We start from the raw sequence: 22,810 nt of genomic DNA on the forward strand, positions 1-22,810 counted from the left end.
ATGATTACTTGGCGACCGATGATATTCGTTTCCCATTTTTGAGGGAAATTATTTTATTGGTATCTGAACCTTTTTATCATACTTTTTCATGTAGTGAATTCCCCCAATTTTGAGGTGCTCTGGCATCTCTGTTGTATCAAATACAAGAGTACGTTCTTTGATGATCTTACCATCCTCTTCCTTCGAATCTTGTTGGTTAATTGTTGTTTCTAATGGTGTTATATTTGATTGCTCACCTATAGACACTTTATCAAGCAAAACCGTATCTTCGGTTGCGATTTTAATCTCAATCCCCTTTGAAGTTAAAGTAACGGTTTTCATCCAAAGTTCTGCCCCGCCAATATCAATGGCCTCACCCGTAATGTAGTCCAAAGCAATCGTCTGGTTAAGTTTTTTATAGCCGACAAATTCTTTTACAATTAATTCTAGTGAGTCTAAATTAGTGGGTAATGCATCAAAGCGAACTTCAAATTTACTGCCTTTCAGTGACGACCTACTTCCACTGCCTTTTATTTCTACAGATTTTCCATTCGCTAGTAATTCAATTCCGTGTAACGCTAGGTCCAATCGATCGAAATTTTCCACCTTCAATGACCCCTTGATTACGGTTAATGTCGGAGAGGCAACAATGGAATCAAAGTGAATGGTACCTTTATCTACTTTCACTGTTTTGTTAATTGATTGTTTAATTTCGGTTTGCATTGCTTTGTTTGGATCATAAGTAAAGGAGATTTTTTCTTGTTGCATCTGATTGTTTCCTATATATTGCCAGTAATGTAGTGTTAGTTTTTTTGCAAATGGGCTTGGCGGTTCGAAATCCATCATGCCCTTTAATTCGGTACCATCATCACTAATTTGTCCATTACTACCCTCGAAATTGGAACTTGTAAACATGCCAGTAATCTTATTCGGGTTGAAACTATCACTGAAAGTATCTTGTAATCCATTTGGATCCGTCACTGTATAATAGACAATCATTCGATTGGCATCTGTCATGACTCCATTGATTGTTAGTTTCGTTTCATCGTCCAACATAAAACTTTTTTCAATTCTTTGCCCCTTACCAGCATTATTTAAGTCCTTTAAGGTTCCTGTGATTAGATCATCAAACCCAAGAATTTGCTTTCCGTAGTATGCAAACGCATTAAAATGATAGCCCACGAAGAGAAATAGCAGCATTGCCACGGTAAGAGTTTTCCAAATTACCGGTCGACGTGATGGGTTTCGCGTAGTATCAAGTGCTTTCCGTAAACGGACCTCTAATTCTAGTGGAGTTTCGATGGCATCGATCCGCTTTTTTTCATCTTCTAACCGCTTTTCGATGTTAGTCATTGTCCTTCCCTCCAAACTGATTCTTTAACTTTTTTAGACCTTGAAAAATTCTCGATTTGACTGTTCCGACCGACACATTCGTTAATTCAGAGATGGTTTGATAATCCAAATCTCGAAAATATTTTAATTTTATCGCCTCTGCTTGTTGTTCATTTAGGTTAGATAGTAATTGCTGGATATCGATTTGCTGCTCACTATTTTCAAAGGGGGTTACTTTTGAAGGTTGTTTCATTTCAATTTCAGGATGCTCTACCCATCCATCCACTAACACAAGTTTTTGCCGTTTTTTCAGCAGTGATTTACAGCTATTTACTAGGATGGTTTTGCTCCAGCTGTAGAAGGAATTCTCTTTCTTAAGCTGATGGATGTTTTCGTATAACCGGACGATCATGTCTTCCATGGCATCCATGGCATCATGCTGATTCCCCATATATGTGTAAGCTAATTTAAAATAATCGTCTTTTTGATTCATAATTAGTTGAAGGAGGGCTTCTTTATTTCCCCTTTTCGCCTTCTTTACCAATCGAATAACTTCCATATCGTCACCCTCTCCCCAATTAGAGTCTGTTCCATTAGAAAAAGTTCATTACTTTTTAAAATTATTATGTATTTTTGTATAAAGAAAAGCTGCCAAAAGTAAAGTTTATATTATATTAATCCTCAATAAACATAATGGTTAAAAATAAAGGGAATGCTATCAGCATCTAATTCGACCAGGAGGTAATAAGTTGAGTACCAATAATAACGCCTTATCTATTTTTGCCTTAGGCGGCATAAATGAAATTGGCAAAAACATGTATGTGGTCCAATATAGTGACGATATGGTGATCATCGACTGTGGCGGTAAGTTTCCGGATGAGAGTTTATTAGGTATTGATTTGATCATACCAGATATAACTTATTTGGAAGATAATCAGGATAAAATCCGTGCGTTAATTGTGACGCATGGGCACGAAGATCATATCGGTGCTATTCCATTCATCCTAAAAAAGATCAATGTCCCCATTTATGCGACTCATTTTACACTTGGATTAATTGAAATAAAGTTAGAAGAACATCGGCTTATGAGGGATACGAAACTGGTGACGATTAACTCGGATTCCAGGATTGAATTCGGGACAATCAGTGCTTCCTTTTTCAGAGTAAGCCATAGTATTCCCGACTGCCTAGGCATAGTTTTTCACACACCAGAAGGAAATATCGTCCACACCGGGGATTTTAAATTCGATTTAACCCCTGCAAATAGTCAACATGCAGAAATTCATAAAATGGCCGAAATCGGCAATCAAGGTGTTATTTGTTTAATCTCAGAAAGTACGAATGCGGAACGTAGAGGGTCCACCCCTTCAGAGCAAATGGTCGGTGACCATATGGTAGAGGCATTCATGAAAGCGGATGGAAAAATCATCATCTCGACCTTTGCATCAAATGTGAGTCGTGTTCAGCAGGTCGTCGAATCAGCAATGAAAACGAATCGAAAGCTTGTTCTCCTTGGGAGGAGCATGGTGAATGTTGTTTCCGTGGCAATCGAACGCGGATATTTGATTGTTCCTGAAGGGATGATTATCGAACCAAATGAGGTTGAAAAGTTGCCTCCGGAAAAGGTGGTCATTCTTTGTACTGGAAGTCAGGGCGAGCCGAATGCAGCACTTGCACGTCTATCAACCGGTAACTACCGAGATGCTACAATATATCCTGGAGATACCGTTATCTTTGCAGCGTCACCTATTCCAGGAAATGAAAAGGATGTCTCTCGTATCATAGATAACCTATTTCAGTTGGGCGCAAAAGTGGTATATGGGTCAGGAAGTTCAACAGGTATGCATGTTTCCGGGCATGGGTACCAGGAAGACTTAAAACTAATGCTTACCTTAATGAAGCCAACATACTTTATTCCAATCCATGGCGAATTTAGAATGCTCCATCACCACCGCTTGTTAGCCGAATCGGTGGGAGTTGAAAAAGGCAACACATTTATCATTAAAAATGGGGATGTTGTTGATATTGAAAACTCCGTTGCTCGGCAGACGAGAAGCATTCCAGCTGGCGATACTTATGTAGACGGCATAAGTGTCGGCGATGTTGGCGAGATTGTATTGCGCGATCGCAGACAACTTTCCGAGGATGGAATGCTCGTTATTGTGTTAACCATTAGCAGAACTGATCGAAAGATTATTCAAGGACCAGATACGATTACACGCGGATTCGTCTATGTAAAAAATTCTGAGGATCTCTTAAAAGAAATTAACCGCCTAGTTAAGAAAACCATTCATGAATTAGAGGCCGAAAATATTCGGCAATGGAATGTCATGAAGCAAAATATTAAGAAGACCATTGGCAAGTTTCTGTACGCACAAACGAAAAGAAAGCCGATGATCCTCCCCATCATTATTGAAATTTAATTTTTTCATTATAACAGATGAAGTGTCAGGCAATTTACTAGTGCCTTCCACTTCATTTTTTATTGTTTAATTCACAGGACCTTTAATATCAACTTAATACTGAGGTATCCTCCTTTTAGCAGATTGATATCAGTCTGCTAGCATCCACTTTCATTATACTATCTATAATAAAATTTCTACAAAAGACTTACTTTCCTAGAGATATTCCGTCGTTATTTGAAATTATATTACTATTCATAAAATATTTTGGAGACTAGTGTAGATAAGTTAATTAACATGTTAGCAGGAAAAAGCTATCTTTTTCTATAATTAGTAAAGAACTGTATGTGGTTCTTTATAAAAAAAGTTGAAAGGTGGTCATACGAGATGGATTTAACCCTACAACAAATTGTCGAAGGTTTACCGAAGTCCCTTTTAAATGCAACAGATAAAGATTTGGAAGGTTTCCAAAAAATTATCGAAGAAACAATTAAATTAAGAGAAGGACATCGAAATTTACAACGAATGGTTAAAAACTTTACTCCCTCTACACCCATTCAACGCTCCTAATATGGTAAAAAAAAGCACTTGCTATTATTGGCAGGTGCTTAAAATGTAATTAATTTGAAATAGCATTTTTGTTTGATAAATTGTTAACCTGGTGTAATAACAGTGCTGCAATTATTTGAATAATAGTCTTTGCAATTACTTGACCAAGAATGGCTGATGGGATAGCTTCCCACGGCAAAAAGTTCGCTCCCAAAGGGCTCAAACCGATAATCACAAAAATTACTGAGTCTAATAATCCACCAACTATTCCACTATAAAAAACTCTCCAACTCATCGGTAAATTTATTCTTGTATAGATTTCGGTATCAGCAGTTTCTGCAATAGCAAAAGATAAGGCAGAGGCTAAGACAATGATTAACGTATCTCCAAGAAGGAATGATACGATTCCGGATAAAATTAACGCTGTGGTAATGAAGAAATAAGTTTTCTTTCTACCATATTTATTTTGGACCAAATCCCTAAAGATAAAGGTTGCACCAATTAAAAAAGTCCCCATTGGAACAATAAACAATCCGAAATGGAAGGGTGCAAAAGCCGCGGTAACTACGTTTGCTGTTACGATTGAAAATAAGTACAAAAAAATTCTCATTTGATAAATCTCCTTTTAAATAGAAAAAGCAGTACTCCAAGATAGAAGTACTGCTTCTTCTTAGTTTTTTTAACGAGGGGGGCTACAACCTCTATCGTATTTAATATCCTGTTAGTAACTAAGAAACTCAAGGACTAATATTTTTTTATTTTAGCAGTCCCCTCCTCTTTATACAACATATTTTTTTACAATCCTGTTATCCACTACGGAATTACGATTAGGTTTCGGGAGTATAGCTTATTCCCATTTGACGTACTGCCGCATTTTTTGTAATATATGTGGAGGATAATATCCGTACTTAACAGAAGAGGTTCATAGCTGTTACCCTCTATAAAAAACTATGGATTCATGACAATTTTGCCATGTCCATAAAGGATGTGGCTTTTTGTATTCTTTAATCCTGTTAGTTTTCAATAGAATGGTTGGCTGAAACTCTTCTGCTTTAAAGTGTTGTGAACATTTTACAGGGGGGTTTTTACATGTCAGGCAGAAGCCATGAGGAAGGTTTAAACGATTTAACATTATTAGGTAACCAAAATACACAATATTCATTTGATTACGCACCGGAGGTCTTAGAGGCAGTAAATAATCTCCATTCCAACCGAGACTATTTTGTAAAATTTAACTGCCCTGAATTTACTAGTTTATGCCCGCTGACACATCAGCCCGATTTTGCGACGATGTATATCTCATATGTGCCGGATAAAAAAATTGTCGAGAGTAAATCTTTAAAATTATATTTATTTAGCTTCAGAAATCATGGTGATTTTCATGAAGATTGTGTCAATATCATCATGAATGATTTAATTAAACTGCTCGATCCAAGATATATTGAAGTATGGGGCAAGTTCACACCACGTGGTGGAATTTCTATCGACCCTTGGTGTAACTACGGAAAGCCTGGTACGAAGTATGAAGAGATGGCAAACTTCCGTTTGATGAACCATGATCTTTACCCTGAAAAAGTAGATAACAGGTAATAGACGGAGAGTTCTTGCAAAACAGATTCGGTTTTAACTCTCCTATATATAAATATTTAAACGTTAAGGGAAAGGTGAAAATCACCTTTCCCTTCGTTTTGATACGTCTGATACTTAATTGTAATATTGTTATTATATTGATGACAAAATCTAATGATATAATAATGTTAATAGTTTAAAAATTCGGAAAACAGACACTTTAAGTATCTATATTCGGATATAATAAAAATGAAAGAAGTGATGTAATTGATTAGGACTATGCTGCTGCTAGCGTGCATGATGTTCTTAATTTTTCAAGGGAACTCATTTAAAAGTATAGTAGTTCACGCAGAACCGATAAGTCATGTTCAAACAAATACCCTTCAAACCGATGAAAAAGGCCCCGACCTCGAGAAAATTACCAGCTATCAAGAACTCACCAAAATAAATGACCAAATTGAGCGCGTTAACCAAGCAATAAAAGACAATAATGAAATGTTAACTAAGGCAGAATTGGATTATGTAGCGGTTAAGGTAGAAAGTGAAAAATTAACAGACGAACTGAGGTTACTTGAAGAAAAAATTGATAAACGGAGCAAAATATTAATGAAGCGGGCACGTTCCTTTCAACAAAGCGGGGGCAATATATCTTATCTTGAGGTTCTCCTGGGTTCTAAAAACTTTAGTGATTTTGTCGACCGTGTAAGTACATTAGTTACGATATTCGAAGCAGATCAGAATATTATTAAACAGCATGAAGCTGAAAAAGAAGATTACATAACGAAGAGTGCTGCATTGGAAGATAAACTCGCAAAAATAACAAGCATGAAAACAGAGCTTGATGGGATGAGGCAATTACTCACTGACCAACAAAATCAATTCTCTACGATAAAAGATCAGCTAATTACTACAGTAGATTTAGAACAGGAAAAAGATAAAACTTTAGATGAAGTAATGGCCGATATAGAAGAAGAATACATAAAAACGATTATAAGTTCTGGCTTTAAGTATATTGGAAATTCTGTCTATGTGTTCGGAGGCGGCAGAAATGAAATTGATATAGTTAACGGAAGATTTGATTGTTCTGCCTTTGTGCATTGGGCATTTTCACAAGCTGAAATTGAGGTGGGTCAGACAACAGACTCCCTAAAGAATACAGGCACACCGGTCGACGTTAGTGATATCCAGCCTGGAGATTTAGTTTTCTTTGACACTTATAAAAAAGACGGGCATGTGGGTATTTATATTGGAAACGGAAAATTCATAGGCTCTCAAAGTTTTACAGGTGTTGGAATTGCTGATATGACAACTGGATATTGGGAAGAGAAATTTAATGGAAGAATCCTTAGAATCGGACAGCCAGAAGGAACAAATAAGGAATTACCAGTAAATAACAACAAAGAAGAGGCACTCAATTGATGAGTGCCTTTCTCTCTTATCAGTCGATTTTTAGCCTTTAAAACTAAATATAAAACCCTATTTTCCCCAATTGCTCTGCATTTTCTAATCGTTTGAACGCTTGTGCGAATTCCTCCAATGGATAAATCCGATCAACGACAGGCTTTATGTTATGCTCTTGTACAAAGTTAATCATTTCTATATACTCTTCGCCACTGCCCAAAGTTGATCCAAATAGTCGAAACTGGCCATAGAAAAAGTCGCGAAGATTAAGTTCAACCACATCCCCTGCAGAAGCTCCAAATGTTACAATGGTTCCACCTTGACGTAATTGTTTGAGAGACTTGTTAAAGGTTGCTGCACCCACGCATTCGATGACAAGATCCATTTTTTCGCCAGCAAGTGCAGTCTCCCAATCTTCATTACTATCAATCGCTTTATCTGCACCCATTTCGAGTGCTTTTTGACACTTATCCATCGAACGAGAAGTAACATACACTGTAGCACCTGCTGCTTTCGCGAACTGCAATAAGAACGTGGCTACACCACTTCCGATTCCAGGTATAAGTACTTTCATTTCAGGCTTAACTTGACCTTGAGTAAATAATGCTCGATAGGCAGTCAGCGCTGCCAATGACAGCACCCCTGCTTCTTCCCACGTTAAATTTTGAGGTTTTTCTACGGCATTTTCCGCGGGTATGATCACCTTTTCGGCAAAAGTCCCATGATCAGGAAGACCGATAATGTCAAATCCGCTTGGCGGCGCATCGCTATTATCCTTCCAGCCAAGACTAGGATTAATAATAACCTCATCCCCTACTTTAAGATCAATGACCCCTTCACCTACTGCATCGATAATTCCTGCACCGTCTGATCCGATAATAAGCGGTGGGTCCGTTGGTTTATGGCGTTTAAGAACGAATAAATCACGATGGTTTAAACCCGCCGTCTTTAGATGTACCCTTACCTCTCCAGCTTTTGGTTGTACTTCTTCCATATCAGAAATCGATAATCCCTGAAAACCAGTTGTTTTAGTATGAACTAATGCCTTCATTCTCCTCACTCCTATCTACTTATTCACTCAATATACCTATCATTATATAACACTCCCCCACCTTAGCAAGCTTTGAGGAGGGGGTTACTTTTATAGAATTTTACAACGGGAAATTGCTGTTCACTTAGTTTGAATTTTTATGGTCTTCTTTTTTGCCCTTTGCTAAATTTCGGCGGTCACTACCTTTTGGCGGTTCCTCTAGCCAGCCATTATCAATCATCAGGTTGGCTCCGTCTTCCCCATATTTCATGAGCTCAACAATTAATTCCATGTATTTGAGTCCAATATCTCTCCTTGATGTCACACTTAAAGCAGTCCCATAATAAGCAATGGCCAATTGGGTGGACAATTGCACTTGATACATCATAAATTTGTCTGAAAAGGTTGGTGTAGTCGAGTCTGTAACAAGTGCTTGCCAAGACATAGGCGAATTAAGTTTTTCTTCACGAAATATCTCTGTAAATATCCCAAGTTGTTTATTTGAGATATCAGTCCCTCTATTAATGTATTTTCGGACATTTTCTGATTTAGAAACTTGGCTAAACCCGACCTTTAATGCCACATGAAGATTCATTTTATTCATATTAAAACTTATATCACCAATTTCAATTCCTGTTAATGGACGACGTTCTCCAAACCAACCAGTTAAAAAATTTTGATGCTTAACAAAATCAATCGCAGCGGGAGGTGTGAGAACTGGCGGACGTGAATATAGACCCTTTGTGAGCATAGTATCTATTGTTTTTTCAAATAACATCATGGTTTCAGTATTACAAGTTATGTAGTATTTTCTTAGATCGGCACGAATTGATGTCCCAACAGAAAGTGCATATCCCGTTAGTCCTTGTAGTGTCATTATATATAGGTAATATAGGTAGAAAGGATCTTGAAAAAGACGCGGAGCACCAATATTTACATCATCATCCGTGAAACCTTTTGGAATAGGATAGTTCTCACCTTTGTAGAACTCCTCAATTTGTTGGACATGGCTTTCTGATAACTCTAATGCCGACTCATAAATTTCTTCAATATCTTTATCGTCAATATGCTCAAGTGCATACTTAAAAAAACAAATGGACATCGTGTCGAACATATATTGTGTCCAAAGACTTGAGATTTCAGGTGCTGTCAACCGGATGCTGTTATTTTCCATACTTCCCATCCTTTATGTTGTTTTGTTATAGATTTTCCAACCCGCCCTCAATTATTCCGAACTTGAATCACGCGGGTTTTCTTTTTTATGATAACAAAAGCAGGATTCGATATGATCATTCACCATTCCCGTTGCCTGCATAAAGGCGTAACAAATCGTCGGCCCCACAAATTTGAAGCCGCGTTTCTTTAAATCCTTACTCAATTTATCGCTAATTTCTGTTGTTGCAGGTACCTCGGATAAATCTTTGAAGTGATTAAGGATGGGCTCACCGTCAACATAAGACCAGATATATTTATGAAAGGAACCAAATTCCTCGACAACGTTCAAGTATGCCTTTGCATTGATAATCACAGCATTTACTTTCAACTTATTACGGACAATACCTTCATTCTGCAAAAGCTCTTCCACTTTTTTATCATCATACAATGCTATTTTGTTTGCTTCAAAATTGTCAAAGGCCACTCGATAATTATCTCTCTTTTTTAAAATCGTGTACCAGCTCAAACCTGCTTGGGCACCTTCTAAATTCAAAAATTCAAATAACAATCGATCATCATATACAGGTACTCCCCACTCATGATCATGATAATCGATATAGAGTGGATCCTGATTTACCCATCCGCATCTGTTCATTATGTAACCTCCATTACTTCTGCCCTTTTTACAATTAGAGGAGACCCTCCTCCATCATTCTTAGCATATCACTTTCTCCATTCAAAATATCCTCTTTTGCCCGTTTACTGACCTCTTTTCCTGCTTGTTGCGCTTCTAATATGGCTGCTCTGGTATCGATGGTTGTAATTACCCGGTTTTCCATCACAATCTTTCCATTTATAATTGATGTTTCGACTTCGTGTCCTCGAGCAGAATAAACGAGATTAGGGACAATATTTCGAATAGGATCGATATAAAGTGGACAAAGGGTTGGCTCTAATAAGTTAATAATAATCAAATCTGCTTTCTTCCCTTTACGTAAGGACCCTACTTGATGATCTATCCCCATAACTTTCGCTGCATCAATTGTTGCCAAACGAAGCGCTAACGCCGCTGGAAATACGGTTGGATTTGAACGCTTCACTTTATTTAAAATCGCCGCAAATTTCATTTCATTAAACATATTATTGCAATTATTCCCTGGAGCTTGATCTGAACCTAACCCTGCAATTCCACCGCTTTCAATAAATTTTAAAACCGGTGGCACAAGTCCATCAATGATTCCAATACTACCGGAGCAATAGATCATTCCTGCACCGCTCTTAGCTACAATCGCCGTTTCCTCATCTGTAGCTTCTGTTAAATGAACAGCAATTAAACGTTCGTTTAAGTAACCTATCTCTTCTAAAAAAGCGATACTCCGTTTTCCATATCTTTTCACCATTTGATCAATTTCACGATCACCTTGAGCCACATGCATATGAAGCTTTGTATTGTATTTCACTGCTAGATCTTTCATTTCCTTTAACAAATCAACGCTCATTAAATCTGGACCATGTGGACCGAGGATACAAGTAATTTTTCCATCAGCACTTTCATGGTATTTATCAATTAGTGAAAGGTTATTCCTTAGCTTTCTTTCACCAATTTCCGAATAAAAGGGATACAACTCTCCCACCGGTACATCGCCAATATTATCTGGAATTTCATTGACGAGCTCCGCCACTCGAGCACGGGCACCAATTTTAATATAGTTTTCTACTAAACTATTCATTGAGCTATCATAATCACAAAAAGTCGTTGTTCCTGATTGAATTCCTTCAATGATATTGACCATTGATCCTTTTTTGCTATCTTCTATTGTTAGATGCTTCATAAAAGGCCATAGACCCTTTTGCATCCAATGATTAATATCCTGAGCCACACCACGAAGTAATGCCAAACCGGTATGTATATGAGCATCAATTAATCCCGGCATCACGAGTTTATCCTTGGCGTCTATTTCTCTCTCAGCTGAAAAATTACGAGTAATTTCTAAGGTTGACCCAACAGCCTGAATAGTATTTCCTTTTATTGCAACCGCTCCATTTTCTATCATACCAACTCCCTTTCCTTCCATTGTCATTACTAAACCATTACGGATAATCAAATCTACTTTCATTAAATCGCCCCCTAACCTCTTTAAAAACATGCTAATCTGCCTACGGAAAGCAAATTCCTACATATATTATAATAACATTTTATTTTTAATTGTTTAAAATATTATGAATTTTATGCTAATATATTTATAAGATAAGGAGGTGTGACAATGAGTCTTGTAAAAATCCAGGGGGAGCGATGGTTCCCATCAGAAGCAACATTTAGTTCTGAATTACCATCCCTATGGGGGAACTGGTATTGTGACTCAGAGATTGGAAAATTACGAGCTGTTTTATTAAGAAGACCCGGGGGAGAGATTGAAACCGTAACAAAAGAGAATTTTTCAAGCTTTCGTTGGAAAGCCCCAATGAATGTAGAAAGAGCAAGAGCTGAACATGATCGTTTAGCAGATATCTATCGTGCACATGGTGTTGCCGTGCATTACGTGGAAGAAACAAGAATGGATCGCCCGAATTCACTTTTTATGAGAGACCAAGTTTTTATGACGCCTGAAGGTGCGATTATCTGTCGACTTGGGATTGCCGCACGACGTGGTGAGGAAAGATTTGCCGCAAAAGCATTAGGTGAAATTGGCGTCCCAATTATTAAAACAATCAATGGTGATGGCATTTTTGATGGTGCATGCGCAATGTGGGTAGACCGCGAAACGGTACTGATTGGCACAGGGGTGAGAGCCAATAAAAATGGTGTAGCTCAAGTGGAAGCTGAATTACGCAATCTTGGTGTGAAGTACATCGTCCCATTTGAGATTCCATATGGACATGCTCACCTTGATGGCTTAATCAATATCGCTGATCGTAAAATTGCTGCCCTTTTCCCTTGGCAAGTCCCATATGATGTGGTCAAGGTACTATTAGAACGTGACTTCACCATCATCGAAGCAACAAACACAGAGGAAATCAAAAATAATGCGTGTATAAACTTTGTTGCCCTAGAGCCTGGGAAGGTTGTAATGCCGGCAAATTGTCCCGAAATGAAAGGAAAATTAGAAGATAGCGGCGTTACGGTTGTTGAAGTAGATGTCACGGAAATCTTAAAGGGCTGGGGAGCAATCCACTGCATGACAGCTTTTTTACATAGAGATCCGGTAGGTACGATCTAATATGAAGGGTGGAAAATAATGATGAAAAAGTTGATCACGATTTTTTTAATAGCAATAGCCTTAATTGTTGCTGGTTGTTCAAAAAATACTTCTACGGAGGAAAAAGTACCGTCAACTCTTGATAATGTCCTAAAAAAGAAAACACTAGTTGTTGGAACAGCCCCAGGCTATTTCCCATTTGAGATGAAAGATTCAAAAGGTGAATTTATTGGTTACGACATGGATACAGCAAGAGCAATTGGTGAGGCACTTAAAGTAAAAGTTGAATTCAAACAATTCGGTTTTGATGGGCTAATACCTGCTCTTGGAACAGGAGAAATTGACATAATTCTTGCAGGAATGACTATCCGTGGTGACCGTGCACTTGCAGTTAGCTTTGCCAATCCTTACTTCGCTACAGGACAGGTTTTGATGGTACCAAAGGGTGACACAGCAACAAAGTCTTGGGAAGATCTTGATCAGCCAGGCAAAAAAATTGCTGTTTCTCTAGGTACTACTGGTGCATTATTAGCTAAACAAATCTTTAAAAATGCAGAAATTGCTGACTTTGAGGACTTCCCTGCTGCCTCCATGGCACTTGTACAAGGTCAAGCAGATGGAGTCATCTATGACGAGCCAGGTGTACGTTCTTATGAGGGTATGAATCCTGATAACGTTCGCGGCGTTTATGACCTAATTTCAAAAGAAAATTTAGGAATTGCTGTCCGTAAAAACGATCTAGAAACTGTTCAATGGTTAAACTCTTTCCTTGATTCGTATAAAGGAAGCCCAGCAGAATTAGAATCTTTCAGTAAATGGTTTGAAAATGTCGATTGGATGGACGAAGTAGAAGCAGAATAAGAAATTCTTTCTAGGGGGCTTAACGATGCAATATCAAACAGATTGGAGTGTTATTCCAAATAACCTGCCTCTTTTCCTAGAAGGAATGTGGCTAACGCTGGAAATTTCAGCGTTAGCTCTACTTTTTAGTATTCCAATAGGGATTTTAATAGGGTTATTGAGAATTTCACGAAATAAGTTGGTTTCTTTTTTAGCCACAGCATACGTGGAAATTATGAGAGGGGTTCCCCTTCTCGTGCTATTATTTTGGATATTCTTTGTTCTAAGTAATTTTTTGAGGCTTGGTCCATATTGGTCAGCAATACTTGGTCTCGCAACGTTTTCTGGTGCTTTTATTGCCGAAATTGTCAGAGCTGGAATACAATCTGTCCCTAAAGGACAAATGGAGGCAGCTCGTTCCTCAGGTATGACCTCTGCACAGGCAATGAGACTAATTATCTTACCACAAGCTTTTCGTAAGGTGTTACCGCCGATGGCTTCCCAATTTATCATATTAATTAAGGATTCATCACTCGTTTCCGTTATATCGGTAATCGATTTAACACTAATCTCAAAAAATTTAGTAGCAACCAGTTTCCGCTCGCTTGAGGTATGGACCTTCGTTGCCCTATTATACTTTATAATGACGTTTACCCTATCGCAAATCATTCGTTATTTCGAGAAAAAATACCAGGTTACAGAATAATACATTCTCCCTATTCATGAGATGTAAAAGGAGCGACATGTATGATCTCTATCAAAAATGTACAAAAATCATTTGGTGACCATAAAGTGTTGCAGGACATCAATTTAGAAATTAAACAATCGCAAATCTTTGCCCTCATTGGCCCCAGTGGCGCCGGTAAAAGCACACTAATCCGAGCCATTAATGCCTTAGAGCCTATCAATGATGGTGAAATTGTAGTTGATGGAATTCCGATTCATAACAAAAAAACAAATATTAATGCAGCAAGAACTGAAATTGGCTTTGTTTTTCAATCCTTTAACTTGTATCCGTTCTTAACAGCTTTGCAAAACGTGACGATTGCTCCTATTAATGTTAAAAAAATGAGCAAAGTCGAAGCAGAGAAAAAAGGGCAAGAATTACTCACTATGCTTGGTCTTGAAGCAAAAATGGATGCCTATCCAAATCAATTGTCTGGTGGTCAACAACAAAGGGTCGCGATTGCACGTGCCCTTGCCATGGATCCGAAGGTCATGCTCTTTGACGAACCAACATCTGCCCTTGATCCAGAAATGATCAAGGAAGTTCTGGACGCCATTCGTAAGCTGGCTAGTACTGGAATGACGATGATTGTAGTAACACATGAAATGGGATTTGCAAGGGAAATGTGCGATCAAATAGTCTTTATGGCCGAGGGAAAAATTGTTGAGGTCTCCCCACCTGAATTGTTTTTCACCAACCCTTCAACAGATCGTGCACAAGAGTTTCTTTCAAAAGTACTTAACCACTAATCCACTGGAGGTACATAATTATGGAAGTAAAAGTACAAGGAGAACGCTGGTTTCCAGCTGAAACAAGTTTTTCTGACGAGTTAAAAGATTTATGGGGAAATTGGTATTGTGACTCTGAAGTTGGCAGACTTAGGTCAGTGCTTATGCACCGACCAGGAATAGAAATTGAAGATATTACAGTGGAGAACTTTGCTGATTTTCGTTTTCGCGCACCTATGAATCCTGTGAGGGCACGCCGACAGCAGGACGCTCTTGCTGATATTTACCGTGCTCATGGCGTTCAGGTCCATTACGTAGAAGGTCAACGAGAAGATAAACCAAATGCGATGTTTATGAGAGATTTACTGTTCATGACTCCCGAAGGCGCAATTGTTTGTCGCCCTGCGATTACAGCAAGAAGAGGTGAGGAAAAAGCAGTGGCCCGAACCCTCTCCTCTCTAGGTGTACCCATCATTAAAACGATTAATGGTGACGGATTCTTTGAAGGGGCAAGTGCAATGTGGATTAACCGTGAAACGGTTGTGATTGGGACAGGCAGTCGTACCAATGAAGCTGGAGCTCTTCAAGTAGAACGAGAACTGAGAAATATTGGTGTCACAAATATTATTCGGACACAGATCCCCTATGGTTCCATACATCTAGACGGTTATATGAACATGGCAGATAAAAATAAACTGGTGATTTTCCCTTGGCATACCACCTACGATTGTATGAATCAATTGCTCGACCTTGGGATTGAATTAATCGAGCTACCTTATATTGACGAACTTAAGCAAGGAATGAGCTTAAACTTTGTCGCATTAGCACCTGGAAAAATTGTTATGCCCACAGGCAATGAGCAAACAAAAAATCTGTTTGTTCAAAATAGGATTGAGGTCATAGAAGTTGAAATGGATGAAATCATAAATGGTTGGGGTGCCATTCATTGCATGACCGCCTTTTTAAATAGGGATCCAATATAAAAAATCGGGTATTCAGCCCGATTTTTTGCTTTCTATCTTGTTGTGGTGACAGGCACCAAAGTAAGCTTAATTCTTTGCTAATTTAGGAATTATTTTTTTACCTTGAGGAATTCCTTCTGGTGTGTCTTCTGCTGGTTTTGCCCGTTTGATAAATAAAGCTAACACAATGGCAATACAAGCTATAAATGTTGATACTAGGAAAGAAAAATTAATTCCATCTAGCGTTGCCTGCATAGTAATTTGCTGTTTCAAATCTGTCAGAGCAACGCCCGTTGGCTGCTCCTTTAAATTAGCCATGGCAGCTTCGCTGAGTACCTTTGCTTGTGATTCTGTACGGTTGGACATGATTGTTATTAATAACCCTGTACCTATTGCACCAGCAACTTGATTTAGTGTATTGTTCATTGCTGTTCCATGCGGATAGAAACGCGCGGGCAATTGATTTAAGCCATTTGTTGAGACTGGCATCATCACCATCGACATCCCAAACATCCGTACAGCATGCAGAATAACTAAATAAGTATAGGTAGTTTCAAATGTTAATTCACTGAAATAATAGGTTGTTACCGTCATAATGACTAATCCAGTAATCGCTAAAGTTCGACCGCCAAACCTATCAAATAACTTCCCTGTAATTGGTGACATCAATGCCATAACAATCGCACCAGGTAGCATCAGTAATCCAGCATCCATTGGCGATATCCCTCGAAGCGTTTGAACATAAATAGGAATTAATAGCATTCCTGAAAACATAGCCATATTAATAACCATAGAAATGGCTGATGATAAGGCAAACATCGGGTATTTAAATATGGTGAAATTGAGCATTGGACGTGCTAACTTCGATTGCCTTAACACAAACACTACCAAGGAAATAACCCCAATGATAATGGTTCCATAGACTTGAGGACTATTCCAGCCTTTATTACCTGCCGAACTAAAGCCATATAGCAACCCGCCAAAGCCAGCACTTGATAATAGAAGTGACAGTATATCAAGTTTGATATCAACTTTATCCTTTTTATCTTTTAATAAGAATAATCCAATTAATAAAACAACAACCGCAATAGGTGTTACAAAATGGAAAAGCATTCTCCAGTTATAATGTTCAATAATCCACCCCGATAATGTTGGACCAATCGCAGGTGCAGCCATTAAAATCAATCCAAAAATACCCATTGCAGCTCCCCTTTTTTCGATTGGGAAGGCAACTAACATCACATTCATTAACAACGGCATCATGATTGCGGAACCAGATGCTTGGATCATCCGACCCCCTAATAAAATTGGAAATACATGGGCAGTTCCAGCAAGAATCGTCCCGGCTGTAAATAACCCCATTGCAACTAAAAATAAGTTCCGTACTGAATATTTCTGAATTAAAAATGCCGTTGCCGGGATTAAAATCCCATTGACTAACATAAAACCTGTAGTCAACCATTGCACAGTTGAGGTTTCGATATTCAAGTCCACCATGATTGAAGGCAGGGCAATATTTAATAACGTATTATTTAAAAATGTAATAAAAGCCCCAATCATTAAAACGGTAAGGATCCCGTATGGCGGCCGATTAGTAGATTTTATTGATAGACCCATCTCAATTGTTCCCCCTATAGGCACCTAATCGTTTTAGTCTACCCCAATTTCACACTTGTATAATAGTATACTGCTTGTTCATTTTTGCAATCAAAGAAACCCGCTTCATTATAATGTCTAAGATACAAGGTATCACTGAAACCAGTTAATTTATACAGACAGTATAATTATTAATGCATGAAATAAAGTGGATATTTAAGCATATTATTATTAGTTAAAAGCCTATTTGTTATACATTTTAACTAGAATGGATAAAATTCTAGTTAAAAGGAGGAAAAGATCATGCTTCGTTTTTTTATGCTATTATCTGTATTATTTTTACTGCTCTTTTCCTGGCCTCTTATAGAAAAACAAATGGAAGGTACTGATTTACAAAAGACGATTGACCATCTTCTATCTGAAGTAACCGACCTAAAAGAGAACCCTGAAACCATAGCTGCATTTGATTCAATAAAAGAATCATTTCAGGAATTATTAAAACAATTTAACTTACAGGCAGAGGAACTTTCGGATTCAAAACAGGAAATTGAACCCAATCAAAAGGAAATAGAATTAAACACCCCTACGGAACAAATGTTTTCTGTTTATAATATTGAACTTGGAAAACCAAAATCAGAGATTGATCACTCTTTCGGCGCTCCAAAGCGCTCATCCATTAATGAATATGGGACCTATTGGTATACCTATCATGAAAATTATCAGGACTTTTTTATGGTCATGTATGATGAAGAGGATAATGTGGCTGGGTTATATACAAACCAAGGATTAATTGCTTCAACAATTGGAATCAAACTAGATAGCTCGAAGGAAAGTGTTCGTACAAAGCTGGGTGAACCCCTAACTAAAATTCAAAAAGGTATGGTTATATATCAGCTGCAAGAAAATAGCGACAATGATATCTTCCAAGCGGGTGGCGCATATGTAACTATTTTTTACGATAAACACGAGGGAGACACCGTAACTGCGATTCAATTAATTAGTGAAGACTTGGAGCAAAAGAAAACAGATTTTTATACAAAAGCCAGTCCCTCCTTAAAGGAAGGCTTTGAGTTACAGATGTTCGATTTAACTAATGCTACCCGCGTCAATCATCAGCTCCCCATCCTTTTATGGGATGATCATGTTCGAGAAACCGCAAGGAGTCATAGCGAAGATATGGCAAAAAATCAGTATTTTGACCACACGAATCTTGAAGGACAATCCCCATTTGATCGTATGGAAGAGGATAATGTAACTTTTATGCTGGCAGGAGAAAACCTAGCGACAGGTCAATTAAGCAGTATTTTTGCCCATGAAGGTCTGATGAATTCCCTTGGACATCGGGAAAATATATTAAAAGAAGATTATGAATTTTTAGGGGTTGGTGTTGCCTTTAATCAAAAATCTCAGCCCTACTATACGCAAAACTATTTCGCGAAGTAATTCCTCTTAAATTCCGAGTGATGAATTAAAGAATTTCGTTTGGATAAAATAATTGAGAGCAATTTTACAATTGCTCAATACATCGTCGGGAGTGATGTATCATGGCAAGAAACAAACTTTTGGTTCCTGGTGCAGGTAATGTTCTGGATCAAATGAAAGAAGAAATTTCCAATGAGTTTGGAGTTCAACTTGGTGCTGATACGACCGCACGAGCGAATGGATCTGTCGGAGGCGAAATGACCAAACGGCTTGTCGCATACGCAGAACAATCGTTACGAAATCAACAAGGTCAATAGCCATTGATTTCGAAAAAGAGGGACTTCGCAGTCCCTCTTTTTATTTTGGAACTTCACATGTGGCTGTAGGTTGTTCAATATTTTGAATACCAGCAATACCTTGATTATCAAGAAGTGAAGTTATTTTTTCTAGGTGAGCAAAATCCTCCACGACAATATAATTTGGCTGGAATAGTCGCTGTTTCACTTTGAATGTTAGTTTATAGGCATTGTCAACACGTGAATCATACCCATATAATTCATGCCAGCGAACAATTTGTTCGATTTGATAATGCTTAATTTGATTAGAAGGATAATATTTCCCATGAAGGATTATTCCATTGGGTATAACGTAAAAATTACCCTGGTGTTTGAACGCACTAATAATCGCAAAAAACAAATAAACGATATTAAAATAGGCTGAACCTAACCAATCAGTTGTGACAACAATTCCCAATAATCCTGCTATAAGGATTAGCGCAATCATTGTACTCCACTTTACCAATTGATAGGACCGTGTATTTTTTGTGAGTGGAACCATCTCTTTGTACTCAATTGGGATGAGGATACTTGCGAATTCACTTTCCTTTTTAGGATAGATAGCCACATTCGACATTTCTGCTGCCTTCTTTAAATTTAAACGATAACGAATAAGGTAATGGACTCCAATAAGGAAAATAATTGTAAACAAGATATTAATAAAAATTTAAAATCACACCTTCCTAAGCCTATTAATATTATCGCATTATATACATACGGTAGATTGATATTCCCAGGGTACTAATGAAGATATCTATTAGATCGCTTCCTTTATTTTAACAGAAGCATCCTCCCTTTTACCTCCAATTTTACTAAATTAATTTAAAAAATTGTATAAGTAGAAAAAGAAAAAATCCCCCAATTGGAGGACTCCACTTTAATTTGTCTGGTTTTTAGGAACTCGGCTACCTTTATAGAAAACTTGAAAAGCAAACAATCCTACAAACGAAACCAAACCGATGATATCACTAATACTTTCTGGATAAATTAAACACAAGCCTGTTAAGACAGCTGCAATTCGCTCAAACCAAAGTAATTTTCGCATCCAAAAGCCAATAACCCCTGCAGAGATTGCTAGCATTCCAATCAATGCGGTAAATACTACCCAAATTAATTGTGTCCATGTGGTATCAATCATCAATAATTCAGGTGATAAAACAAACATATACGGGATGATGAATGCTGATATAGCTAGTTTGGTTGACTCAACTCCCGTTCGGAAAGGTTCTCCGCCTGAAACAGCAGCTGCTGCAAATGCGGCTAATGCCACTGGAGGTGTGATGTCTGCTACTATCCCGAAATAAAACACAAACAAGTGGGCAGATAAATCTGGTACACCTAATAATATGATCGCTGGTGCTGCAATGGTTGATGTTATTACATAGTTCGCTGTTGTTGGCGAACCCATACCAAGGATCAAGGAAGCAATCATTGTCAAAAATAAGGTAGGAAGCAAGGCACCTCCAGCTATATCAAGCAATCCATTAGCCATCTTCAATCCTAAACCAGTTTTAGTTACAACCCCAACAATAATACCAGCAGCTGCTGTAGCTGCAGCCACGCCAAGTGCCGATCTAGCTCCATCAACCAGAGCACCAACCAGTCCTTTAAAACCAATTCTAGTTTCCTTTTTAACTGCACTAACCACAACAGTTATCACAATAGACCATAGAGCAGACCGAATCACACTTAAACCAGACATTAATAAAACGACAACGGCGATAATTGGCAACAATAAATAAAGCTTACTAAAGATTTCTTTTCGATTGGGGATTTCTTCTTTAGTTAACCCTCGAAGTCCCAATCGCTTGGCTTCAAAATGTGTCATTATCCATATTCCTGTAAAATAAAGGACGGCCGGAATCGCTGCTGCTTTTGCAATATCCCAATAGGAGATTCCCCCAATAAACTCAACCATAAGGAAAGCAGCAGCCCCCATTACTGGCGGCATCAATTGGCCTCCTGTAGATGAGGCAGCCTCGACAGCGCCTGCAAACTCTTTTTTATAACCGAGATTTTTCATCATTGGAATCGTAAAGGCACCAGAAGTAACCACATTCGCAACGGAGCTTCCACTAATTGTTCCCTGCAGTGCGCTAGAAAAAACGGCTACTTTTGCCGGACCACCGACACTTCTCCCCGCAATTGCAATTGAAAGATCATTAAAATATTGGCCAACGCCTGTTTTAATTAAAAAGGAACCAAATAATAAGAATAGAAAGATAAAAGTGGATGATACACCCAATGGGGTACCGAGAATCCCTTCTGTAGTAAAGAACATCGTTTGCACTAAACGATCTAGGTCTAGTCCGCGATGTGCAATAAATGATGGCATGTACGGGCCGAAAACAGCGTACACCATAAAAATCAGAGAAATGATGGTGATAGGTAAACCAACCGTACGGCGAGTTGCTTCTAATACTAATAGAATGGCAGACAGACCGACAATAAAATCAAGTTCAGCTAAGCTACCCGCCCTTAAAATCAATTCATCTATCATAATTGGCCAATAGGCACCAACAATGACTGAAATACCTGCAAAGATAATATCATACCAAGCAACCTTAAGTTCTTTTCCCCGATTTTTTTTCCGTGCTGGAAATAGTAAAAATATGAGTGCAAGTGCAAAACCTAAATGAATCGAGCGTTGAAGCTGTGCCGTTAACATACCGAATATTCCTGTATATAGATGAAATAATGAAAACGATAATAAGCCTGCAAAGGCAATCCATCTAAAGATTCCTTTTAACTTTCTTGTTCCTGCCTCTGGATCATACTTATCCAAAAGCTCCTGTTGTTTTTCATCAGAAAGGGCCTCTTCATAATGACTCAAGGATATTCACTCCTCTCCATTGCTCAAAAAAGTTTAGCTTACGTATTTCCACTTTGACAGAGATCCCTGGTTGGAGAGAACGAGATAATGGATACTCCTTGCTCTTAAAAATCACCCGATGATTTGCCCGGACCTGTCCGATTCGCAAATGAAAAAAAGGAAAAATAAGTTTCATATTTTTGATGTAATACTTCCCATCCTGTTGTTCAAATATTTCTCCTGCCGCCGCATTCGCAGGCATTCCAATGGAAAAATCTTCATAGACCAGCTCATATTGTTGAATACTTTGGCTAAGAGTAACCTTATAGCTTTCAATAACATCAGATAAATGAATAGAATGAGTGTATTTAATTTTAAAATTGTCCCCGTTTTTGACGGGTATGTAGGCAAGTTTATCGTTGGTATAGTTTGGTTGGAAGACAATTGCCTGTTGTAAGGGAATAGCTGCTATAATGATACAAAAAATACAGCAGATTAGTAGAATTAGGATGGTTTTTTTGTTCATATTACCTCCTGAATCCTGGGTATATTTACTATTTTATTGTTCTCTACAAAGAATAGGGTATTTACTACAAAATCAGGGTTACTTACTACAAAATTAACAGTCCTTACTACATAATTAACTATACTTACTACAATTATTGGTATCCTACTACAAATTTAGAATAAATTCCCAAAAAATAATAGACATACCTACACACCATCCAATATTATTAAAAAAGCAGACCGGCTCTTGCTGCCGGTCATCACTAA

At 38.0% G+C, this 22,810-nt stretch carries 22 protein-coding genes; 11 read left to right on the forward strand and 11 right to left on the reverse strand.

Annotated features, from left to right (window positions below):
- Positions 1-48: 48 nt before the first annotated feature.
- Both NSS81_RS00510 and NSS81_RS00515 read right to left on the reverse strand, forming a co-directional pair.
- Positions 49-1,332, reverse strand: a complete 1,284-nt coding sequence (locus tag NSS81_RS00510; protein ID WP_342431628.1) for a DUF4179 domain-containing protein — start codon at positions 1,330-1,332, stop codon at positions 49-51.
- Positions 1,325-1,870 (reverse strand): RNA polymerase sigma factor, encoded by a 546-nt coding sequence (locus tag NSS81_RS00515; protein ID WP_342431629.1) that lies wholly within the window; start codon positions 1,868-1,870, stop codon positions 1,325-1,327. The genes NSS81_RS00510 and NSS81_RS00515 overlap by 8 nt, the downstream gene beginning before the upstream one ends.
- A gap of 190 nt (positions 1,871-2,060) precedes the next feature.
- Here NSS81_RS00515 and NSS81_RS00520 point away from each other — a divergent pair, with 190 nt between their 5' ends.
- Together NSS81_RS00520 and NSS81_RS00525 are read left to right on the forward strand one after the other, a co-directional pair.
- On the forward strand, positions 2,061-3,734 hold the full coding sequence (locus tag NSS81_RS00520; protein WP_342431630.1) for a ribonuclease J: 1,674 nt from the start codon (positions 2,061-2,063) through the stop codon (positions 3,732-3,734).
- A gap of 366 nt (positions 3,735-4,100) precedes the next feature.
- Positions 4,101-4,283, forward strand: a complete 183-nt coding sequence (locus tag NSS81_RS00525) for a hypothetical protein (RefSeq protein WP_342431631.1) — start codon at positions 4,101-4,103, stop codon at positions 4,281-4,283.
- Between the two features lie 49 nt (positions 4,284-4,332).
- Here NSS81_RS00525 and NSS81_RS00530 read toward each other — a convergent pair whose 3' ends face one another.
- Positions 4,333-4,872, reverse strand: coding sequence for a VUT family protein (locus tag NSS81_RS00530; RefSeq protein WP_342431632.1), 540 nt, complete (start codon positions 4,870-4,872; stop codon positions 4,333-4,335).
- Between the two features lie 479 nt (positions 4,873-5,351).
- Between NSS81_RS00530 and queF the strand changes: the two genes are divergently transcribed.
- Together queF and NSS81_RS00540 are read left to right on the forward strand one after the other, a co-directional pair.
- Complete coding sequence (gene queF / locus NSS81_RS00535; RefSeq protein ID WP_342431633.1) at positions 5,352-5,852, forward strand: preQ(1) synthase; 501 nt, start codon at positions 5,352-5,354, stop codon at positions 5,850-5,852.
- A gap of 276 nt (positions 5,853-6,128) precedes the next feature.
- Entirely contained in the window at positions 6,129-7,250 is a 1,122-nt protein-coding gene (locus NSS81_RS00540) for an NlpC/P60 family protein (RefSeq protein WP_342431634.1), read from the forward strand.
- Between the two features lie 43 nt (positions 7,251-7,293).
- On the opposite strand, the gene NSS81_RS00545 is transcribed toward NSS81_RS00540, so the two are convergent.
- The 4 genes from NSS81_RS00545 to NSS81_RS00560 form a co-directional block, all read right to left on the reverse strand.
- Positions 7,294-8,283 (reverse strand): zinc-binding dehydrogenase, encoded by a 990-nt coding sequence (locus tag NSS81_RS00545; RefSeq protein WP_342431635.1) that lies wholly within the window; start codon positions 8,281-8,283, stop codon positions 7,294-7,296.
- Between the two features lie 124 nt (positions 8,284-8,407).
- Positions 8,408-9,436: a DUF3231 family protein gene (locus tag NSS81_RS00550; RefSeq protein ID WP_342431636.1), complete on the reverse strand. Its 1,029-nt coding sequence runs from the start codon at positions 9,434-9,436 to the stop codon at positions 8,408-8,410.
- 51 nt (positions 9,437-9,487) lie between these two features.
- Entirely contained in the window at positions 9,488-10,072 is a 585-nt protein-coding gene (locus tag NSS81_RS00555) for a DNA-3-methyladenine glycosylase I (RefSeq protein WP_342431637.1), read from the reverse strand.
- Between the two features lie 34 nt (positions 10,073-10,106).
- Entirely contained in the window at positions 10,107-11,534 is a 1,428-nt protein-coding gene (locus NSS81_RS00560; RefSeq protein WP_342431638.1) for an amidohydrolase, read from the reverse strand.
- Positions 11,535-11,681: 147 nt separating this feature from the next.
- Between NSS81_RS00560 and NSS81_RS00565 the strand changes: the two genes are divergently transcribed.
- Genes NSS81_RS00565 through NSS81_RS00585 form a run of 5 tightly spaced genes read left to right on the forward strand, consistent with a single transcriptional unit; the run spans position 11,682 to position 15,892 of the window.
- A complete protein-coding gene (locus NSS81_RS00565; RefSeq protein WP_342431639.1) occupies positions 11,682-12,635 on the forward strand; it encodes an arginine deiminase family protein in 954 nt (317 codons plus the stop codon).
- A gap of 18 nt (positions 12,636-12,653) precedes the next feature.
- On the forward strand, positions 12,654-13,475 hold the full coding sequence (locus tag NSS81_RS00570) for a transporter substrate-binding domain-containing protein (RefSeq protein ID WP_342431640.1): 822 nt from the start codon (positions 12,654-12,656) through the stop codon (positions 13,473-13,475).
- A gap of 25 nt (positions 13,476-13,500) precedes the next feature.
- Positions 13,501-14,160: an amino acid ABC transporter permease gene (locus NSS81_RS00575; protein ID WP_342431641.1), complete on the forward strand. Its 660-nt coding sequence runs from the start codon at positions 13,501-13,503 to the stop codon at positions 14,158-14,160.
- 41 nt (positions 14,161-14,201) lie between these two features.
- A complete protein-coding gene (locus tag NSS81_RS00580) occupies positions 14,202-14,930 on the forward strand; it encodes an amino acid ABC transporter ATP-binding protein (RefSeq protein ID WP_342431642.1) in 729 nt (242 codons plus the stop codon).
- Positions 14,931-14,950: 20 nt separating this feature from the next.
- The gene (locus tag NSS81_RS00585; protein WP_342431643.1) at positions 14,951-15,892 is read left to right on the forward strand and encodes an arginine deiminase family protein; all 942 of its coding nucleotides are present in this window, start codon (positions 14,951-14,953) and stop codon (positions 15,890-15,892) included.
- 66 nt (positions 15,893-15,958) lie between these two features.
- Here the strand turns inward: NSS81_RS00585 and NSS81_RS00590 are convergent, their stop codons facing one another.
- Positions 15,959-17,488 (reverse strand): MDR family MFS transporter, encoded by a 1,530-nt coding sequence (locus NSS81_RS00590; protein ID WP_342431644.1) that lies wholly within the window; start codon positions 17,486-17,488, stop codon positions 15,959-15,961.
- A 282-nt stretch (positions 17,489-17,770) separates the two neighbouring features.
- On the opposite strand from NSS81_RS00590, the gene NSS81_RS00595 reads away from it, so the two are divergent.
- Both NSS81_RS00595 and NSS81_RS00600 read left to right on the forward strand, forming a co-directional pair.
- On the forward strand, positions 17,771-18,910 hold the full coding sequence (locus tag NSS81_RS00595; RefSeq protein WP_342431645.1) for a CAP domain-containing protein: 1,140 nt from the start codon (positions 17,771-17,773) through the stop codon (positions 18,908-18,910).
- Between the two features lie 101 nt (positions 18,911-19,011).
- Positions 19,012-19,206 carry an alpha/beta-type small acid-soluble spore protein gene (locus NSS81_RS00600; protein WP_342431646.1) on the forward strand — a complete coding sequence of 65 codons (195 nt, stop codon included), beginning with the start codon at positions 19,012-19,014 and terminating at the stop codon, positions 19,204-19,206.
- Positions 19,207-19,246: 40 nt separating this feature from the next.
- Here the strand turns inward: NSS81_RS00600 and NSS81_RS00605 are convergent, their stop codons facing one another.
- The 3 genes from NSS81_RS00605 to NSS81_RS00615 form a co-directional block, all read right to left on the reverse strand.
- Positions 19,247-19,876, reverse strand: a complete 630-nt coding sequence (locus tag NSS81_RS00605; protein ID WP_342431647.1) for a hypothetical protein — start codon at positions 19,874-19,876, stop codon at positions 19,247-19,249.
- Between the two features lie 225 nt (positions 19,877-20,101).
- On the reverse strand, positions 20,102-22,057 hold the full coding sequence (locus NSS81_RS00610; RefSeq protein ID WP_342431648.1) for a TRAP transporter permease: 1,956 nt from the start codon (positions 22,055-22,057) through the stop codon (positions 20,102-20,104).
- On the reverse strand, positions 22,044-22,562 hold the full coding sequence (locus NSS81_RS00615) for a DUF1850 domain-containing protein (protein WP_342431649.1): 519 nt from the start codon (positions 22,560-22,562) through the stop codon (positions 22,044-22,046). Before NSS81_RS00615 ends, NSS81_RS00610 begins: the two co-directional genes overlap by 14 nt.
- Positions 22,563-22,810 lie beyond the last annotated feature (248 nt).

The organism is Neobacillus sp. FSL H8-0543 (assembly GCF_038592905.1).
Classification (GTDB): Bacteria; Bacillota; Bacilli; order Bacillales; family Cytobacillaceae; genus Neobacillus.

What these genes read in the sequence shown, in the direction of transcription:
- NSS81_RS00510 (WP_342431628.1), bottom strand. Translation starts at nt 1,332, where the DNA reads ATGACTAACATCGAAAAGCGGTTAGAAGATGAAAAAAAGCGGATCGAT.
- NSS81_RS00515 (WP_342431629.1), bottom strand. Translation starts at nt 1,870, where the DNA reads ATGGAAGTTATTCGATTGGTAAAGAAGGCGAAAAGGGGAAATAAAGAA.
- NSS81_RS00525 (WP_342431631.1), top strand. Translation starts at nt 4,101, where the DNA reads ATGGATTTAACCCTACAACAAATTGTCGAAGGTTTACCGAAGTCCCTT.
- NSS81_RS00530 (WP_342431632.1), bottom strand. Translation starts at nt 4,872, where the DNA reads ATGAGAATTTTTTTGTACTTATTTTCAATCGTAACAGCAAACGTAGTT.
- queF (WP_342431633.1), top strand. Translation starts at nt 5,352, where the DNA reads ATGTCAGGCAGAAGCCATGAGGAAGGTTTAAACGATTTAACATTATTA.
- NSS81_RS00540 (WP_342431634.1), top strand. Translation starts at nt 6,129, where the DNA reads ATGATGTTCTTAATTTTTCAAGGGAACTCATTTAAAAGTATAGTAGTT.
- NSS81_RS00545 (WP_342431635.1), bottom strand. Translation starts at nt 8,283, where the DNA reads ATGAAGGCATTAGTTCATACTAAAACAACTGGTTTTCAGGGATTATCG.
- NSS81_RS00550 (WP_342431636.1), bottom strand. Translation starts at nt 9,436, where the DNA reads ATGGAAAATAACAGCATCCGGTTGACAGCACCTGAAATCTCAAGTCTT.
- NSS81_RS00555 (WP_342431637.1), bottom strand. Translation starts at nt 10,072, where the DNA reads ATGAACAGATGCGGATGGGTAAATCAGGATCCACTCTATATCGATTAT.
- NSS81_RS00560 (WP_342431638.1), bottom strand. Translation starts at nt 11,534, where the DNA reads ATGAAAGTAGATTTGATTATCCGTAATGGTTTAGTAATGACAATGGAA.
- NSS81_RS00565 (WP_342431639.1), top strand. Translation starts at nt 11,682, where the DNA reads ATGAGTCTTGTAAAAATCCAGGGGGAGCGATGGTTCCCATCAGAAGCA.
- NSS81_RS00570 (WP_342431640.1), top strand. Translation starts at nt 12,654, where the DNA reads ATGATGAAAAAGTTGATCACGATTTTTTTAATAGCAATAGCCTTAATT.
- NSS81_RS00575 (WP_342431641.1), top strand. Translation starts at nt 13,501, where the DNA reads ATGCAATATCAAACAGATTGGAGTGTTATTCCAAATAACCTGCCTCTT.
- NSS81_RS00580 (WP_342431642.1), top strand. Translation starts at nt 14,202, where the DNA reads ATGATCTCTATCAAAAATGTACAAAAATCATTTGGTGACCATAAAGTG.
- NSS81_RS00585 (WP_342431643.1), top strand. Translation starts at nt 14,951, where the DNA reads ATGGAAGTAAAAGTACAAGGAGAACGCTGGTTTCCAGCTGAAACAAGT.
- NSS81_RS00590 (WP_342431644.1), bottom strand. Translation starts at nt 17,488, where the DNA reads ATGGGTCTATCAATAAAATCTACTAATCGGCCGCCATACGGGATCCTT.
- NSS81_RS00595 (WP_342431645.1), top strand. Translation starts at nt 17,771, where the DNA reads ATGCTTCGTTTTTTTATGCTATTATCTGTATTATTTTTACTGCTCTTT.
- NSS81_RS00600 (WP_342431646.1), top strand. Translation starts at nt 19,012, where the DNA reads ATGGCAAGAAACAAACTTTTGGTTCCTGGTGCAGGTAATGTTCTGGAT.
- NSS81_RS00615 (WP_342431649.1), bottom strand. Translation starts at nt 22,562, where the DNA reads ATGAACAAAAAAACCATCCTAATTCTACTAATCTGCTGTATTTTTTGT.